General features: G+C 71.1%; 15 protein-coding genes. 10 read left to right on the top strand and 5 right to left on the bottom strand.

What is annotated here, in order from left to right:
- The first annotated feature begins 5 nt into the window (after positions 1–5).
- From D7D94_RS10770 to D7D94_RS10735, 8 genes are all read left to right on the top strand, one after another.
- The gene (locus tag D7D94_RS10770; protein ID WP_156242605.1) at positions 6–1340 is read left to right on the top strand and encodes a PP2C family protein-serine/threonine phosphatase; all 1335 of its coding nucleotides are present in this window, start codon (positions 6–8) and stop codon (positions 1338–1340) included.
- Positions 1337–2710, top strand: coding sequence for an FtsW/RodA/SpoVE family cell cycle protein (locus D7D94_RS10765; protein WP_156242604.1), 1374 nt, complete (start codon positions 1337–1339; stop codon positions 2708–2710). The genes D7D94_RS10770 and D7D94_RS10765 overlap by 4 nt, the downstream gene beginning before the upstream one ends.
- Positions 2707–4170: a peptidoglycan D,D-transpeptidase FtsI family protein gene (locus tag D7D94_RS10760; protein WP_156242603.1), complete on the top strand. Its 1464-nt coding sequence runs from the start codon at positions 2707–2709 to the stop codon at positions 4168–4170. Before D7D94_RS10765 ends, D7D94_RS10760 begins: the two co-directional genes overlap by 4 nt.
- A complete protein-coding gene (locus D7D94_RS10755) occupies positions 4167–6059 on the top strand; it encodes a protein kinase domain-containing protein (RefSeq protein WP_156242602.1) in 1893 nt (630 codons plus the stop codon). Before D7D94_RS10760 ends, D7D94_RS10755 begins: the two co-directional genes overlap by 4 nt.
- Positions 6060–6136: 77 nt before the next feature.
- Positions 6137–7903 (top strand): Stk1 family PASTA domain-containing Ser/Thr kinase, encoded by a 1767-nt coding sequence (pknB, locus tag D7D94_RS10750; protein ID WP_156242601.1) that lies wholly within the window; start codon positions 6137–6139, stop codon positions 7901–7903.
- A 38-nt stretch (positions 7904–7941) separates the two neighbouring features.
- Positions 7942–8178 carry a cell division protein CrgA gene (locus D7D94_RS10745; RefSeq protein WP_156242600.1) on the top strand — a complete coding sequence of 79 codons (237 nt, stop codon included), beginning with the start codon at positions 7942–7944 and terminating at the stop codon, positions 8176–8178.
- A gap of 50 nt (positions 8179–8228) precedes the next feature.
- The gene (locus D7D94_RS14470; RefSeq protein WP_156242599.1) at positions 8229–10652 is read left to right on the top strand and encodes a helix-turn-helix transcriptional regulator; all 2424 of its coding nucleotides are present in this window, start codon (positions 8229–8231) and stop codon (positions 10650–10652) included.
- The gene (locus tag D7D94_RS10735; protein ID WP_156242598.1) at positions 10649–11875 is read left to right on the top strand and encodes an MFS transporter; all 1227 of its coding nucleotides are present in this window, start codon (positions 10649–10651) and stop codon (positions 11873–11875) included. Before D7D94_RS14470 ends, D7D94_RS10735 begins: the two co-directional genes overlap by 4 nt.
- On the opposite strand, the gene D7D94_RS10730 is transcribed toward D7D94_RS10735, so the two are convergent.
- From D7D94_RS10730 to D7D94_RS10720, 3 genes are all read right to left on the bottom strand, one after another.
- Positions 11827–12411 carry a hypothetical protein gene (locus tag D7D94_RS10730; RefSeq protein ID WP_156242597.1) on the bottom strand — a complete coding sequence of 195 codons (585 nt, stop codon included), beginning with the start codon at positions 12409–12411 and terminating at the stop codon, positions 11827–11829. The genes D7D94_RS10735 and D7D94_RS10730 overlap by 49 nt on opposite strands.
- A 368-nt stretch (positions 12412–12779) precedes the next feature.
- Positions 12780–13679: a rhomboid family intramembrane serine protease gene (locus D7D94_RS10725; RefSeq protein WP_156242596.1), complete on the bottom strand. Its 900-nt coding sequence runs from the start codon at positions 13677–13679 to the stop codon at positions 12780–12782.
- Between the two features lie 4 nt (positions 13680–13683).
- Complete coding sequence (locus tag D7D94_RS10720; protein WP_156242595.1) at positions 13684–14241, bottom strand: peptidylprolyl isomerase; 558 nt, start codon at positions 14239–14241, stop codon at positions 13684–13686.
- A 97-nt stretch (positions 14242–14338) separates the two neighbouring features.
- Between D7D94_RS10720 and D7D94_RS10715 the strand changes: the two genes are divergently transcribed.
- On the top strand, positions 14339–14866 hold the full coding sequence (locus D7D94_RS10715) for a DNA helicase (RefSeq protein ID WP_246171774.1): 528 nt from the start codon (positions 14339–14341) through the stop codon (positions 14864–14866).
- Between the two features lie 139 nt (positions 14867–15005).
- The gene (locus D7D94_RS10710; protein WP_156242593.1) at positions 15006–15494 is read left to right on the top strand and encodes an aminoacyl-tRNA deacylase; all 489 of its coding nucleotides are present in this window, start codon (positions 15006–15008) and stop codon (positions 15492–15494) included.
- Between the two features lie 2 nt (positions 15495–15496).
- On the opposite strand, the gene aroQ is transcribed toward D7D94_RS10710, so the two are convergent.
- Both aroQ and D7D94_RS10700 read right to left on the bottom strand, forming a co-directional pair.
- Positions 15497–15937: a type II 3-dehydroquinate dehydratase gene (gene aroQ, locus D7D94_RS10705; protein ID WP_156242592.1), complete on the bottom strand. Its 441-nt coding sequence runs from the start codon at positions 15935–15937 to the stop codon at positions 15497–15499.
- 14 nt (positions 15938–15951) lie between these two features.
- Complete coding sequence (locus tag D7D94_RS10700; RefSeq protein ID WP_156242591.1) at positions 15952–16371, bottom strand: NUDIX hydrolase; 420 nt, start codon at positions 16369–16371, stop codon at positions 15952–15954.
- Positions 16372–16377 lie beyond the last annotated feature (6 nt).

Genomic DNA, 16377 nt, shown 5'->3' with positions numbered 1-16377 from the left:
GCCCGATGGTCTTCACCGGCTCCAGCGCCGCCATCTCCCACACGGGGAAGGTGCGATCGAACAACCAGGACTCCGGCTACGCCGGGTCCAACCTGTTCGTCGTCGCCGACGGCATGGGCGGCCACGCGGGCGGCGACGTGGCCTCCGCCGTCGCCATCCAGAAGCTCGAGCCGCTCGACCAGGTCTACGCCTCGCCGGCGGAGGCCGAGGACGCGCTCAAGCACACGATCTCCTCGACCGCGGGCGACCTCATCCAGATCGCCTCGCGCCGCCCCGAGCTCGCCGGCCTCGGCACCACGGTCAGCTCGATCATCATGGTCGACGACTACGCCGTCATCGCCCACATCGGCGACTCGCGCATCTACCTCTACCGCGACGACGAGCTCACGCAGATCACCGCCGACCACACCTTCGTGCAGCGCCTGGTCGACTCCGGCCGCATCACACCCGAGGAGGCGCGCTACCACCCGCGCCGTTCGGTGCTCATGCGCGTGCTCGGCGACATGGACGCCCACCCCGAGGTCGACACGTTCGTCATGCCGACGCACGAGGGCGACCGCTGGCTGATCTGCTCGGATGGCCTCTCCGGCGTCGTCGACGAGACGCACGTCACGAAGGCGCTGCGGCAGGGATTCGCCCCCGGCCGCACCGCGGACATCCTGCTGAAGTACGCCCTCGACGGCGGCGCCCCCGACAACGTCACGATCGTCATCGTCGACGTCGGCGGGCAGCATCCGCTCTACACCGGCACCGCGACGATCGTGGGCTCGGCCTCCAACCCGCAGGGCATCGTCGCCGACGCTCCGCTGAGCCGGCCCGTCCTGCCGACGAGCTGGTTCCATCCGAACCGCGCGGCCGCGAACGTGCCGACGCACTTCGAGCCCGAGCCGGAGTACCTCCAGGAGCTCATCGCCGAGGACCGCCGCCGCCGCGGCCGTCGGCGCCTCGGTGCGATCGTCGCGCTCCTCGTCCTCGTGGCGGCGATCGCGGCAGGCCTGGCGGCGTTCTTCAGCTGGACGCAGACGCGCTACTTCGTCGGCGCCGACGACGACTCCGTCGTCATCTACCAGGGCATCCAGCAGTCGCTCGGGCCCGTCTCGCTGTCCGAGGTCCGCGAGGACACCGACGTCGTCCTCGCCGATCTGCCGCAGGCGTATCGCGCCCAGGTCGAGCGCACGATCACCGCGCGCTCGCTCGCCGACGCCGAGGCGATCGTCGAGCGCCTGCGCTCGTACCGGCTCGCCCCGGGTGAGATCGACGAGACCCTCGATGAGGACGAGAGCGCGAGCGAGGATCTCTCGACGCCCACACCCACGCCGACGCCGGAGGGCGAGGAATGACCGCCGCCGACACCCAGATCCACAAGGCCCTGCGCCGTGTGCGGAGACCGCAGCCGCTGCGCAACCGCGAGCTGCTCCTGCTGCTGTTCGCCCTCGCCGTGTCGGCAGGGGCCGTCGTGCTCGTGCAGTTCGGCGCCATCGGGGAGCTCCGCCCCGGAGTCCTCATCGGCTTGGGCGTGGTCGGCGCGCTGACCCTCGTGCTGCACATCGTGATGCGCATCCAGGCATCCCAGGCCGATCCGTTCCTCCTGCCCATCGCGACCCTGCTGACGGGGCTGGGCATCGCGATGATCTACCGCATCGACATCCAGAACGACTCGGATGGCCTCTATGCGACGGCCTATCAGAACCAGATCGCGTACGCGGCCGTGTCGATCGTGCTCGCGATCCTGCTGGTGTGGCTGCTCGGCAACTACCGCGTGCTGTTCCGGTACACGTACATCTTCGGCCTCACCGGCATCGTCCTGCTGATGCTGCCGTTCGTGCCGTTCCTGCACGGCGGCGGCAACGCCGACGTCTGGATCAACATCTTCGGCTTCAACTTCCAGCCCGGCGAGCTCGCGAAGATCTGCCTGGCGATCTTCTTCGCCGGCTACCTCGTCCGCACCCGCGAGAGCCTCGCATCGACGGGCCGGAAGATCCTCGGGTTCAGCTTCCCCCGTGCCCGCGAGTTCGGCCCTCTCATCGTCGTATGGCTCATCTCGATGGCCATCATCGTCTTCCAGCGCGACCTCGGCACCGGCCTGCTCATCTTCGGGATGTTCGTGGCCACGCTGTACGTCGCCACCGGCAAGACGGGGTGGATGCTCATCGGCGTGATCCTCGCCGTCGGCGGCGCGATCGGCGCCTCCTTCGTCCTGTCGTACGTGCGCGGGCGCTTCGAGAACTGGCTCCACGCCTTCGACCAGAGCGTCATCCAGGCCGACGGCGGCAGCTTCCAGCTCGTCAACGGCATCTTCGGCCTCGCGCACGGCGGCCTCTTCGGCACCGGACTCGGCCAGGGCCGGCCGTACCTCACGCCGGTCTCGCAGAGCGACTACATCTTCCCCAGCCTCGGCGAGGAGATCGGGCTCGTGGGCCTGTTCGCCGTGCTCTGCCTGTACCTGGTCTTCACCGCGCGCGGCCTGCGGATCGGCGTGCTCGGCCAGGACGACTTCGGCAAGCTGCTCGCGACCGCGCTGTCGTTCACGCTCGCGCTGCAGGTGTTCATCATGGTCGGCGGTGTGACCCGGGTGATCCCCCTCACGGGTCTCACGACGCCGTTCCTCGCCTCGGGAGGCTCGTCGCTGCTGGCGAACTGGCTCATCGTGGCGCTCATCCTGCGCATCAGCGATGCGGTGCGCCAGCAGCCCAGGGCGGTGATCGGATGACCAAGGAGCTCCGCAGGCTCAGCATCATCGTGCTGTTCATGTTCCTCTCGCTGTTCGTCGCGACGAGCTGGATACAGGTCGTCTCGGCGCCCTCGCTCAACGCGCACCCCGACAACCGCCGCACCCTCTACGACAGCTTCGAGGTGCAGCGCGGCTCGATCATCGCCGGCGGCCAGGAGATCGCGACGTCGAGCGCGTCCGACGACGTCTACGCGTGGCAGCGGCAGTACGCCGACGCGCAGCTGTGGTCGGCCGTGACCGGCTGGATGAACCCGGCGCTGCAGTCCGTCACGCAGCTCGAGCGCGAGATGAACCAGGAGCTGTCGGGGCAGGCGGCGTCGGCGTTCTTCCAGCGCCTCGACCAGGTCATCTCCGGTCAGGACCCGCGCGGCTCGAGCATCGAGCTGAGCATCGACCCCGCTGTCCAGCGCACGGCCTACGACGCCCTGACGAACCGCGGCTTCACGGGAGCCGTCGTGGCCATCGAGCCCGACACCGGCCGCATCCTCGCGATGGTGTCCACGCCCGGCTACGACACGAACCAGCTCGCGGCGCACGACGCCGAGGCGGCGAACGCGGCATACGACCAGCTGCAGGCCGATCCCGCCCAGCCGTTGCAGAACCGCGCGATCGCCGGCGATCTCTACCCCCCGGGGTCGACGTTCAAGCTCGTGACGGTGTCCGCCGCGATCGCGTCGGGCGACTACACGATGGACTCCACGATGCCGAACCCGGCGTCCTACACGCTCCCCAACTCCTCGAGCGTGGTGCGCAACTCGACCGGCGGCACCTGCGGTGGCGGCGACGAGGTCACGCTGCGCACGGCCATCCGCCTCTCGTGCAACGTCCCGATGGCGGAGCTCGCCGTGAAGCTCGGCGACGACGCCATCCGGAAGGCGGCCGAGGCGTACGGGTTCAACGAGAGCTTCGAGACGCCGCTCGTGTCGACGCCCTCCTCCTACCCCGACCTCGACGACAAGGCGCAGACCGCGCTGACCGGCTTCGGGCAGGGTCAGGTGCAGGCGACGCCGCTGCAGATCGCGATGGTCTCGGCCGGGATCGCCAACGACGGCGTCGTCATGAACCCCTGGATGGTCGACGACGTCATCGGCAGCGACCTGTCCGTGCAGGACACGTTCGAGCCGACGCAGTTCGGGCGCGCGCTCGATGCGGATCTCGCCGACGCGCTGACCGAGGCGATGGAGGCGAGCGTCCAGGATGGCGCCGCGACCAATGCAAGAATTGACGGGGTCGACGTGGCCGGCAAGACCGGCACGGCCGAGACCCCGAACGACGGCCCGTACGACCTCTGGTTCACGGGATTCGCTCCGGCGGACGACCCGCAGGTCGCGGTCGCCGTCGTGGTCGAGGATGGCGGTGGCCAGGGCCAGTCTGGGAGCGGGAACACGATCGCGGCTCCCGTCGCGAAGGAAGTCATGGAGGCGGTGCTGGGACGATGAGGCCTACACGAGGTGTTTCTTTCGGCGGCCGCTATGAGCTCAACTCGCGCATCGCCATCGGCGGAATGGGCGAGGTCTGGGAGGCGACCGACCACGTCATCGGACGATCGGTCGCGATCAAGATCCTCAAAGACGAGTACATGGGCGACCCCGGGTTCCTCGAGCGCTTCCGCGCCGAGGCTCGGCACGCCGCGCTCGTCAACCACGAGGGCATCGCGAGCGTGTTCGACTACGGCGAGGAGAACGGCTCCGCCTTCCTCGTGATGGAGCTCGTGCCCGGCGAGGCGCTGTCGACCATCCTCGAGCGCGAGGGCGCGCTGCCGCCCGAGCGCACGCTCGACATCACCGCGCAGACCGCGGCGGCCCTCCAGGCCGCGCACGCGGCCGGTCTCGTGCACCGCGACATCAAGCCGGGGAACCTCCTCATCACGCCCGACGGGCGCGTGAAGATCACCGACTTCGGCATCGCGCGCATCGCCGACCAGGTGCCGCTGACGGCGACCGGCCAGGTGATGGGCACGGTCCAGTACCTGTCCCCCGAGCAGGCATCCGGCCATCCGGCGAGCCCCGCGACCGACACGTACTCGCTCGGCATCGTCGCGTACGAGTGCCTCGCGGGCAAGCGCCCCTTCACGGGCGAATCGCAGGTCGCGATCGCCATGGCGCAGATCAACGAGCAGCCCCCGCCGCTCCCCTCCGACGTGCCCCAGCCGGTTCAGAACCTCGTCATGGCGATGATCGCCAAGAAGCCCGAGGAGCGCCCGGCGTCGTCGGCCGCCGTCGCCCGCGCGGCGAATGCGCTGCGCCGCGGCGACATCGCCTCGGCCGCCGCCGCGGTGCCCGCGATCGCCGCCGGGTCCGCCGCGGCCGACGACGATCTGACGCAGCTGCTGGGCGTCGGCGACGACGCCACCACGCGCCTCATGAACTCGACCCGGCCCATCCCCTTCGACGCGCCGCCCGCGGCCGTCGCCGAGGAGCCGCGGAAGAAGAAGCGCAGCCCGTGGACGTGGCCGCTCATCGCGCTGATCACGCTGCTCGTGCTCGTGCTCGGCGGCACGGTCGCCGCGTTCTTCCTCAACCAGGACGACGACCCGAGCACGGCGGAGAGCCCGACGCCGTCGGCGAGCGCGCCCAGCCAGCCGTCGACGACGCCGACGCCCGTGGAGACCGGCCCCGCCCTCGTGAACGTGGACGGGCTGAATCTCGTCGGCATGACGTACGACGACGCCGTGAACGCCCTCAGCGCCGCCGGCCTCGCCGCCGCCCGCCAGGACGGCTCGCAGGCGACGAGCGCGGAGCAGGTGAACACCGTCGCCGAGGTCTCGCCGCGCGGCAACATCGCGGAGGGGTCGACGATCACGCTGACCGTCTACACCGCCCCGAGCATGCCCGAGGCCGGACCGCTCGCGTTCGAGTACAACGGCACCGCCCCGAGCAGCGTGCCCGCGGGCAGCTCGTTCGTCGTCCGCTGGGACCGCTACTCCTGCCCGGAGGGCTTCGGCGACGCGACCTACACGGTGCAGCTGTCCGGCGCGAACTTCCAGGACTCCGGTGCGCCGACCCGCGACCCCTTCCTCGTCGACGAGACGAGCGCGGTGATCGTCGCGACCGCGGGCCCCGGCGAGAGCGTGAGCGCGACCTCCACCATCTCGTGCAGCGGCATGCCCGACAGCACGGTGTCCGCGTCGAGCCCCACCGTCACGATCGAGGCGGAGCCGACGGAGGAGCCCGAGCCGACGCCCACCGAGACGCCCGCCACGCAGAACGGCGCGAACGGCACGGGCAACGCCGGCGGCAACGGCGGCGCGGGTGCGGGCAACGGCGGCGGGCAGACCGGAGACGGCACGCAGACCGGCGCGAACGGCTCCGGCAACACCGCCGGCTGACGGCGGGGGCCTGCCGGGCCGACGTTCAGCGGGTGAGGCTAAGCTGACCCCGCCTGCTTCTCCAGGGGGGTCCATCCGTGAAGGCCGAGACACGCGTGCTCAACGACCGATACCGGGTCGACGAGCTGATCGGCCGAGGCGGCATGGCCAGCGTCTTCCGCGGCTACGACGAGAAGCTCGGCCGCACGGTCGCGATCAAGATCCTCGAACGCGATCTTGCGAGCGACAGCACGTTCCGCACCCGGTTCCGGCTCGAGGCGCAAGCAGCCTCCCGGATGGCGCATGCGTCGATCGTGCGCGTGTTCGACGCCGGCGAGGACAGCGAGACCGATGCGACCGGCACGCTGCGCCCCGTGCCGTTCATCGTCATGGAGCTCGTCAGCGGAACGCTCCTCAAGGACATCGTCGCGCGCGGCCCGGTCGCGCCGACGGTCGCCATCCGGTACGTCGACGGGATCCTCGAGGCGCTCGAGTACTCCCACCGCGCAGGCGTCGTGCACCGTGACATCAAGCCCGGCAACGTCATGATCACGGAGTCCGGCCAGGTGAAGGTCATGGACTTCGGCATCGCGCGCGCCGTGTCCGACTCGTCGTCCACGGTCGCCGAGACCACCGCCATCCTCGGCACTGCGTCGTATTTCTCTCCCGAGCAGGCGAAGGGCGAGGCCGTCGACGCACGCGCGGACCTCTACTCGGCGGGGGTGGTGCTCTACGAGCTGCTGACCGGTCGTCCGCCGTTCCGAGGCGACTCCCCCGTCGCGGTCGCGTACCAGCACGTCAGCGAGACTCCGGTGACGCCCTCCGCGCTCAACCCCGAGCTGCCCCGCGCTCTCGACGCCGTGGTGCTGCGCGCGCTCGCGAAGGACCCGTTCCAGCGCTATCAGGACGCCGCCCGCTTCCGCGAGGCGCTGGACGCCGCCCTGGATGGCCGCGCGCCGACGCAGCGCGAGCTCGACACGCTCACCAGCGAGCTCTACGGGCCGAGCCCGCGGCAGGCGCAGGAGACCGCGCAGACGCTGCGGCAGCTCTCCAGCGACACCACCATGCCGCGCACGCAGTCCGGCCCGCCGGTCGCCTGGATCTGGTCCGCGGTCACGCTCATCGCGGTGCTCATCGTCGCCCTCGTGTTCTGGCTCGCGACCATCCGCCCCTGGGACGGCACGCCGGCGAGTGCGCGCATCGTGCCCGACGTGGCGGGGATGACCTACGAGCGCGCGGTCGAGGAGCTCGAGGCGGCGGATCTCGCGCCGGTCCGCCGCGACGAGGCGAGCGACACCGTCGAGGAGGGCATCGTCATCGAGACCCAGCCCGATGAGGGCTTCTCGATGAGCCCGGGGCAGCAGGTGGAGGTGCACGTCTCCGACGGACCGGAGGTCGCCGCGCTGCCCGCGCTCGTCGGCATGACCGAGAAGCAGGCGCGCGACGCCATCGCCGCGGCGGGTCTCTCCCTCGGCGCGATCCTCCCCGTGGACGACGCCGAGCACGCGGAGTCGACCGTCCTCAGCGTGCACTCCGACGGCGACACGGTCGCCGAGGGCGACGAGCTGCCCGCCGGCGCCACCGTGGACCTCGAGGTCGCGACCGGGCGGGTCCAGGTGAACGACCTCCGCGGCTTCTCGCTGAAGGCCGCGGAGAGCGCGCTGACCCAGCTCGGGCTCACCCCCGAGGTCGTCGAGGACGACACGTGCGAGCCGTCGTCGCAGCCGGGCGTCGTCTCGCAGTCGGCCATCGGCTCCGTCCCGATCAAGTCGACCATCCGCCTCGGCGTGTGCACGGGCGAGGAAGCCACCCCCTCGCCGACGCCCACTCCTCCCAAGCCCACCGCCGACGCCGCGCGCCGCTAGCGGCGGAACCGCTCGGGCGTCCTAGTAGACTCCTGCCCATGGCACGAGCATCCCAGGGCGACGAACCCCTCGAGCAGCCCGAGACCGGCAAGGGCCCGAACCCCGTCTGGTTCAAGCCCGTCATGGTGGCCTTCATGCTCATCGGGCTGGTGTGGATCCTCGTCTTCTACCTCTCGGGGATGGCCTTCCCGATCCCCGACATCGGCGCATGGAACCTCGTCATCGGCTTCGGGATCGCCTTCGTCGGCTTCCTCATGACGACGCAGTGGCGGTGACGGCGCCGCACCGCGCGCTCGCCTGAGGCGGGCCCGACCTTTCCTGTTCGATGACCTCGCGCGCGTCGTTCCCGGCGCTGCTCCTCCCCTCGGCGGAGGCCGCGGTCGCCGACGATCTCGTCGCGGCGCTCGGCGGCCCGGAGCGGCTGTGCGTCCTGCGCGACCTCCACGATCCTGGCAGCGTCCTCGCACATTGGGTGGCGCGAGCAGACCACGCGGGCACGGCGATCGTGTGGATCGACGGCGAGTCTGCCGCCCCGACGGCGGCGGCGTTCTGGCTGCGCGCCCTCACGCAGGCGCACGCCCGCGGGCTCCTCCCCGACGCCGTGCTCTACCGCGAGATCACCGCGCTCTCCGAGGCCCCCGAGATGGCGGTCGCCGCCCTCATTCGCGCGCTCCGCGAAGCCGACCCGCCCGTGACGCTGGTCGTGAACGGCTTCCCGCGCGACACGACCGTGTCGGACCGGATCGCCGCCGACCTGCTCGAGGTGCTGGGAGAGCTCGCCACGATGCGCTGCGTGGTTGCGACGCGCTCCGCCACCGCGTTCGAGACGCCGAACACTGCGGTCTCCCGCCGGGTCATCGCGCAGCAGGACTTCGCGTCGACCGCGTCCGCCCTCGCGACCACTCCACTCGAGGTCGCGGAGCGGATGGGGGAACCGGGCCTGCGCCGCCTGGTCGCGGAGCTTGCTCTCGCCCCCGCCGTCAGCGCCGCGCTCATCGCCGAGGTGACGGGGCGAGGCGATGCGGAAGCTCTCCTCCGCCGTCTCGAGCAGGCCGGCGCGGGTCATCGAGGCGAGGCGGGTGACGGGACGCAGCTCTTCCGCTTCCGCACCGCAGTGCGCGAGCAGGCGCTTGCCGACCTCAGCGCGCAGGACCCGCGCCGCCTCGCCGAGCTGCGGCGCCTGATCGCCCGCTGGCTCTTCGACGAGCTGAAGGACGACCTCTCCGCGCTGGAGTACGCGCTCGAGGCGCGCGACCTGGAGTTCGCCGCCCACGTCGCGCTGCGCGCCTTCCCCTTTCGGCGGGAGGAGGGCTCACGGGTCGTGGCGCTCCTCCGACGCATCCCCGCGGTGCAGATCCACCGCCATCCGCTGCTCGCCCTCTGGTACGGGCTCGTGCTCAACGCCGAACCCGCGACACAGCGACGCGCTCCCGAGTTCTTCGCATCGGCGGCCGTGATGTCGCGCGTGCAGGCTCGCAGCCTCGGCCCCCTCGAGACCGCCGTGCACCGCGGGCTGGAGAGCCTGGTCTGGCGGATGCTCGGACAGGAACGGCGGATGGCCGAGGCCGCGAGACGCTGCGTCGATCTGCTGGACGGCCTCCCGTCCGATCCCCGACTGGCCGAGATCGTGGGCACGGTCCTGTGCCAGAGCGCGATCAGCGCGCTCTACGCGCGCGACCATCCGACCGCCCGCCGAGCGTTCGCCCTGCTTGTGGAGTTCTCAGAACGGCACGACTTCCGGCATCGTCGGAACGCGGCGCTGGCGGGCCTCGCGCTCCTGGAGACGCTGGAGGGACGAGTTCACGCGGCACGGCGCAGTCTTGCGGCGATCGTCGACGCCGACTGGCCGGAGACCTGGCGCGATGGCTACATGGGCGCGCCTGCGCGCATCGCTCGCGCGTGGACGATGATCGACGACGCCGACCCGGCGGCAGCCCTCGCCGAACTCGACGTCCTGGATCCGCACCTGCAGACCATCGAGCACTGGGACCTCATCCTCACACCGCGGGTGATCGCGAAGACGATGCTGCGACGTCGTCAGGAGGCCGCCCACCGCTTCCAGCGCACCTGCAGCACACGCGTGCGGCGCTCGACGCTGCCCGCCGCGCGGGAGCGCCTCGCGGTGACGAGCGTGCTCCTGGACCTCCTCGCCGGGGCGGCACCGGAACCTCCGCGCGCCGGCAGCCGCAGACCGTCATCGCTCCTGCGCACGCTGCTGTCCCTGCAGACCCCGGCGGACGGTCCGCTGCCGGCCGCGGGGGCCCATCCGATCGAGGAGATGCTCGCCGCCATTGCGGACGTGCGGCGCGCCCTCCGCAGCGGGGAGGCGCGCGCCGCGCACGAGGCCGGCGCGCGCATCGCCGCCACGGTGGCGGAGCATGAGCTGCGGTGGCCTCTGCAGCTCATGACGGCGCCCGATCGCGAGCGACTCCTCGCGCTCCTCGTCGCGGCGGATGAGCGCGGCACCGCCGAGGTGCTCCGCCGAGACTTCGACGCCTTCGACGCGCGCCCCGAGCCGATCGCCGAGGACCACGCGCATCCCGTGCTCAGCCCGCGCGAGGCGATCGTGCTGCAGGCTCTCGCCGAGACGGCGAGCCGCGCGGAGATCGCGGAGCGCCTCTTCGTATCCGTCAACACCGTGAAGGCGCAGCTGCGTTCGCTCTATCGGAAGCTGGGTGTGACGACGCGCGACGAGGCTCTGGCGCGAGCGGCGGTCCTGAGACTGCTCGACCCGCCCGAGGCGCGATGAGACGGATCCTGCTGCTCGCGATCGCGCAGTGCGCAGTGCTCGGCTCGCTCACCGCCCCCGCCGTCGTCGGGCTCTCCGTCCTCACGCGCGACCTCGTCGGAGACGACGGCGCGCCATCCGCCCTCGCGGCGATCATCGCGGCCGGCTCCGCGACGGCGATGGTGGCCAATCCGCTCTTCGGCTGGGCCGCCGATCGCAGCCGGACCGGGCGACGGGGCTGGCTGGTCGGTGGCGCCGTGGTCGGTCTGCTCGCCTCCGGGGCGCTCATCAGCGCGACGCACATCGCCTGGCTCGGCGCGGCGTGGATGCTCGCGCAGGCGGCCTACAACGCGTGCTTCGGAGCCATCAACGGCCTCCTCTCCGCACGGCTCGCCCCGGCCGACCGCACGCGCGCGGCCGGTGTCTTCTCCGCGGCGTCGTTCGTCGGGACGCTCCCCGGGCTCGCTCTCGCGGCGCTCCTCCCGCACAGCCTGACCGGGATGATCCTCACCGTCCCCGCCCTCGCGACCGCGGCCATCCTGCTCATCGTGCGTCGTCTGCCGCGGGACGACGCCCCGTCCACCGCCGCCGCGACCGGTGGCCGGCCGGCCATCCGATCGGTGCTGACGCGCGCCTTCCTGGCCGCATCGCTCATCCGCTTCGTGCTCGCGGTCGAGCTCGCGGCCGGCCTCACCTTCGGGCTGTATCTCTTTCTCGATCGGTGGCACCTGTCGGAGGCCGACGCCGTGCGCATGGTGTCGCTGGCCACGCTCCTGGGCGCGGTCGCCGTCACCGCGACTGCGAGCGCCATCGCCGCGACCCCGCTCTCGAAAGCCGACCCCCGCAGGCTCCTCGGCGCGGCGCTGGTGCTGGTCGCGGCGGCGATGATCGGGCGCGGCATCGCGACGGCGATGGGGCCGTTCCTCATCGCGACCGCCGTCGCCGGGGTCGGCGTGGGAGCGGGATACACCGCCACCCGCTCGCTCGTTCAGGCTGCCCTGCCGCCCGAGGCGTCGGCCTTCGGCCTCGGGGTCTTCAACGTCGCGAACACGCTGGCGCCGGTCGTCGCGCCGCTTCTCGCGGGGGCGCTGCTCCTGCCGAGCCCCGCGTCATGGCTGCCCGACGCGTACGGGGCGATGTACGTCCTGCTCGCGGTGCCCGTGCTGGCGTGCGGCGGCGTGCTGCCGTGGCTGCGCTACTCGACGGGCTCGAGGCCGATGAACTTCATGCGGTCCTCGCCGTAGAAGCACGACTGGAGCGCGAACTCGCCCTTCAGCCCGACGAGGTCGGCGGTCGAGGACCAGATCTTCGAGGTGTAGCGGATGTCCACGATCTCGTAGACCTGGTCGCTGCCCTCGATGCGCAGGCGCTGGCCCTTCTCCCACGGCAGGATGACGTCGCCGCCGCAGTTGTTGTGCGCGGCCCAGACCGGTGGCACGCCCTCGCGCTCGTACGAGAGCATCTCCGTGAAGGTGCCGTCGCACCAGTCGAGCTCGGTCTTCCCGCCGGACGCGCCCTTCTTGACGCTGGGGAGCTCCTCGAAGACCTCCTCCTGCACCTCCTGCACCTTCTCGGCCACACTGACCTTGACGGTGCCGTAAGCGTGTTCGACGGCCTGCGGCGCCAGGAGGGTCGAGGCGCCGATCGCCACTCCCCCCACGAGGAGGAGGACGCCGAAGATCGTGAGAACCGCGGTCCACGCGCCACGGCGCTTCTTCGCGGTGCGCTTGGCGCGCCGCGGGGAGTCGTGCTCGGGGCCGAGCTGCAGCGGGTCGGTCATCGCAGATCCTTTCGCGCTCGAGAGCGAGCCTACGCCAACGAGGTTTCCGGCAGGAGAACGGGCGGGGGTCTCTACGGCGTCTCACGGGATCCGTGAGCGAATGACAACCGTGTGATTCATCCCCAGGGCCGCCCACAGCTGTGAACAACAGCCGTGTAATTCATCCCCAAGTGGGGATAACGCTGTGGATAACTCGGTGGAGAAGTGGGGAAATCAGGTGGAGAACCCGGTGGAGAGCCCGTGCAGAACGCCGGGTTAACCGTGGAGAACCTCCCCACAGCTGTGGAGAACCTGTGGAGAACTCCGCCGGGAGAACGACGAAGGGCCGGACCCCGAGGGGTCCGGCCCTTGTGCGAGAGAGGCCTGCGTCAGGCGAACGCGGCGGGATGCAGCACCGGCGGGAGTGCCAGCAGCGCGAGGAGTCCCACGAGGACGAGGGACAGCAGCGCGATGCGGAGCCCGCGTCGGCTGCGCTCGCTCGTGCGCGCGAGGATGAGCCCCACGATGAGGCCGGTCACGAGCCCGCCCACGTGCGCCTGCCAGGAGACGTTGAAGCCCGGCACGAATCCGATGACGAGGTTGATCCCGAGCACGACGAGGATGCCGCGGATGTCCCCGCCGAGGTGCCGGCCGATCACGAGCAGCACGCCGAGAAGCCCGAACACCGCCCCGGAGGCGCCGACGACGGGCGTCGAGAAGGCCAGGAGCGCCACCGCCACGGAGCCGCCGATCGTGGACAGGGCGTACACGGCGAGGAACCGCGCGGTGCCGATGATCGGCTCCAGGATGCGTCCGATCATCCACAGCGAGAGCAGGTTGAGCCCCACATGCCAGAAGCCGCCGTGCACGAGCGCCACCGTGGCGAGCCGCCACGGCTGGAACACGGCCGTGAGGTCGGGGTACAGCGCCGGCGCGTAGAACATCAGCCAGTACTGCACGCCGAGGGCGCCGCCGAGCGCGTAGGTGTCGAGCATCTGGAGGAGGTAGACCGCGGCGGTGACGCCCGCGATCCAGCCCATCGCGCGCGGGCGACCGCCGACCGCGGAGACGGACCGGCCGCCCCAGCGGCGCTCAGCGCGTCGCTGCGCGCTCGTGCGGCTCTTCCGCTGCTCCTTCATGCACTCCGGGCAGACCACGCCGACCGGCCCCTGCGTCTGGCACTCCGCGCAGATGGTGCGCAGACACCGCTGACACAGGACGAAGCTCTGCCGATCGGGATGCCGGTAGCAGAAGTCGTCCGTATTGCGAGGACGGTCGGCGGCGGTCACGCGGTCAGACCGACGCGATGTCGATCGACGAGATGACGACGTCCTGGCGGGGACGGTCGCCGGCGCCGGTCGGCACTGCGGCGATCGCGTCGACGACCGCACGGGAGGCGTCGTCGGCGACCTCGCCGAAGATCGTGTGCTTGCCCTGCAGCCACGGCGTCGGGTCGGTGGTGATGAAGAACTGCGAGCCGTTGGTGCCGCTCATCTTGCCCGTGATCGCGTTGGGGCGCTTGCCGGCGTTCGCCATGGCCAGCTTGTAGGGAGCGTTGAAGTCGAGCTCCGGGTGGATCTCGTCGTCGAACTGGTAGCCGGGGCCGCCGACGCCCTGGCCGAGCGGGTCGCCGCCCTGGATCATGAAGTTCGGGATGATGCGGTGGAAGATGACGTCCTGGTAGAGCGCTCCCTCGCCGGGCTTGCCCGTGCGGGGGTCGGTCCACTCCTTCGAGCCGTCGGAGAGCCCGACGAAGTTCTCGACAGTCTTGGGCGCGTGGTCGCCGAAGAGGTTGACCACGATGTCGCCGTGGTTGGTGTGGATGGTCGCGACGGCGGTGTGCTGAGTCATGCGCACATTCTCGCAGAGTCCGCAAGGGCGGCGCTGATCCGCGGCACCATCTGGCAGGATGGTCGAAAGCAGACCCCATCGACGCGGGAGGGCACACGTGAGCCTCGACCTCAGCAAAAAGCAGAAGAAGGAGCTCAAGAAGCTCCAGCAGTCCGCGGCGCATGTCTGGGAGGCACAGCAGGTCGTCGCCGCCAGCGCTGCAGAGCTCGCCAAGCAGGCGGGCCGCCAGCTCGAGACGTTCGGACGGCAGCAGGTCGCTCCGACGGTCGAGGAGAAGTACCACGAGCACGTCGGACCCTACGTGGACCGCGCACGTCCGTATGTCGATCGCGGCATGAGCGCCTCGAAGAAGTTCGTCCAGCTCTCGCTGCTGCCGGTCGCCGGCACCGTTGCGGGCAAGGCGCTCTCCGCGTGGGACGCTTCGGCCGACGCGCGCGCGAAGCTCGCCCACCTGGGCTCGGCTCCCGTTCCCCCGCCGAAGAAGAAGTCGAGCGCCGGTCCGGTCATCGCCCTCATCCTCGGCATCGGCGCCGCGGTCGGCGTGCTCTACGCCGCATGGCAGACGCTGCGTGCCGACGACGAGCTGTGGGTGGCGGACGACCCGCTGGCCGCGCCCGACGCCTGAGCCGCGCCTCGTCCTTCCCGCATCAGACGATGTCGTCTCACCGAACCGACACGCAATGCCGCAGCCGGCCGTGTCCCCTCGGTGAGACGACATCGTCTGGTGATATGGGCGCGCCGGGATGGCTCGGGCTGACTCCCCGATGACCGCCGACGACGCCACGCGCCGCGTGCGCGAGGCCGCCGACGCGCGCGGCCTGGACATCGACGTGCAGGCGTCGCCCGCCGCGGATTCCCTCGAAGAGGCGGCGGCGCTGCGCGGCATCGCGCCCTCCGACATCGTCAAGACGCTCGTCGTCAAGGGCAAGGGCGATCAGTACTACTTCGCCCTCGTGCCGGGCGACCGCGCGATCTCGTGGGGCAAGCTCCGCTCGGTGGTCGGCGTCAACAAACTGCGCCTGCCCGAGCCGCCACTCGCCCTCGCCGCGACCGGCTACGAGCGCGGCACCATCGTGCCGCTCGGCTCCGCGAACGACTGGCCCGTCTACGCCGACGAGCGGATGGTCGGAAAGCGCGTCTCGATGGGGGCGGGAGCCCGCGGCTACACCCTCTATGTCGACGCCGACGCCCTGATCGCGGCCTACGGCGCCACCGTCGCCGACATCACCGACCCGATCGCCGCCATCCGCTGATCTCAGCTCGCGAGCAGGGCCGCGATCCGCTGGACGGCGAAGACGTACCCCTGCACGCCCGCTCCGACGATGACGCAGCTCGCCACGTCGGAGAGGTACGAGTGGTGCCGGAACGGCTCGCGCGCGTGCACGTTGGAGATGTGCACCTCGACGAACGGCAGGTGCACGCCGGTGAGCGCATCGCGCAGGGCCACGGACGTGTGCGTGAAGGCGCCGGGGTTGATCACCACGGCGTCGCAGTCCTCGCGCGCGGCGTGGATGGCGTCGATGAGCACGCCCTCGTGATTGCTCTGCACCGCCCGCACGGCGAAGCCGAGCTCCGACGCCGTGCGCTCCACGCGGGAGACGACGTCGTCGAGCGTGTCCGAGCCGTAGATCTCCGGCTCGCGGGCGCCCAGGAGGTTGAGGTTCGGTCCGTTGACGAGCAGGATCCGGTTGTGCACGGGGCGCTCCTCTCTCACAGCAGCCCCGCCATCCGCAGCGCCGTGTCGACGAGCGAGACGCGCTCGATCGACCGCACCCGCGACAGCGGGATCCACTCGGCCATGTCGGTGGAGCCGTCGATCTCGTAGGCGAGCGATCCGCCGGTGATCGTCGCCCGGTAGATGATCCGCAGCGCCTGGAGGTCCCCCACTCCGGACAGCCGCTTCCGCGCGGGGATCACGGCGGAGTCGACGCCGAGGACGCCGCCGAGCGCCACCTCGTAGCCCGTCTCCTCGCGCACCTCGCGGCGGCAGGTGTGCTCGGGGTGCTCCCCCGGGTCCATGCCGCCGCCGGGGAGCGTCCACGCGGGCTTCGATCCCTCGATCCAACGCGAGAGCAGCAGGCGGTCCTGGTCGTCGACGATGACGGCGTACGCGGCGACTCTGAGATCCATGGCGCC

The organism is Microbacterium oryzae, from assembly GCF_009735645.1.
Classification (GTDB): Bacteria; Actinomycetota; Actinomycetes; order Actinomycetales; family Microbacteriaceae; genus Microbacterium; species Microbacterium oryzae.
Note: the sequence above shows the minus strand (reverse complement) of the source record. Positions and strands in the feature narration are given on the sequence as shown.

What these genes read in the sequence shown, in the direction of transcription:
- D7D94_RS10770 (WP_156242605.1), top strand. Translation starts at nt 6, where the DNA reads ATGGTCTTCACCGGCTCCAGCGCCGCCATCTCCCACACGGGGAAGGTG.
- D7D94_RS10745 (WP_156242600.1), top strand. Translation starts at nt 7,942, where the DNA reads ATGGCACGAGCATCCCAGGGCGACGAACCCCTCGAGCAGCCCGAGACC.
- D7D94_RS14470 (WP_156242599.1), top strand. Translation starts at nt 8,229, where the DNA reads ATGACCTCGCGCGCGTCGTTCCCGGCGCTGCTCCTCCCCTCGGCGGAG.
- D7D94_RS10760 (WP_156242603.1), top strand. Translation starts at nt 2,707, where the DNA reads ATGACCAAGGAGCTCCGCAGGCTCAGCATCATCGTGCTGTTCATGTTC.
- D7D94_RS10720 (WP_156242595.1), bottom strand. Translation starts at nt 14,241, where the DNA reads ATGACTCAGCACACCGCCGTCGCGACCATCCACACCAACCACGGCGAC.
- D7D94_RS10755 (WP_156242602.1), top strand. Translation starts at nt 4,167, where the DNA reads ATGAGGCCTACACGAGGTGTTTCTTTCGGCGGCCGCTATGAGCTCAAC.
- D7D94_RS10735 (WP_156242598.1), top strand. Translation starts at nt 10,649, where the DNA reads ATGAGACGGATCCTGCTGCTCGCGATCGCGCAGTGCGCAGTGCTCGGC.
- D7D94_RS10700 (WP_156242591.1), bottom strand. Translation starts at nt 16,371, where the DNA reads ATGGATCTCAGAGTCGCCGCGTACGCCGTCATCGTCGACGACCAGGAC.
- D7D94_RS10730 (WP_156242597.1), bottom strand. Translation starts at nt 12,411, where the DNA reads ATGACCGACCCGCTGCAGCTCGGCCCCGAGCACGACTCCCCGCGGCGC.
- D7D94_RS10710 (WP_156242593.1), top strand. Translation starts at nt 15,006, where the DNA reads ATGACCGCCGACGACGCCACGCGCCGCGTGCGCGAGGCCGCCGACGCG.
- D7D94_RS10765 (WP_156242604.1), top strand. Translation starts at nt 1,337, where the DNA reads ATGACCGCCGCCGACACCCAGATCCACAAGGCCCTGCGCCGTGTGCGG.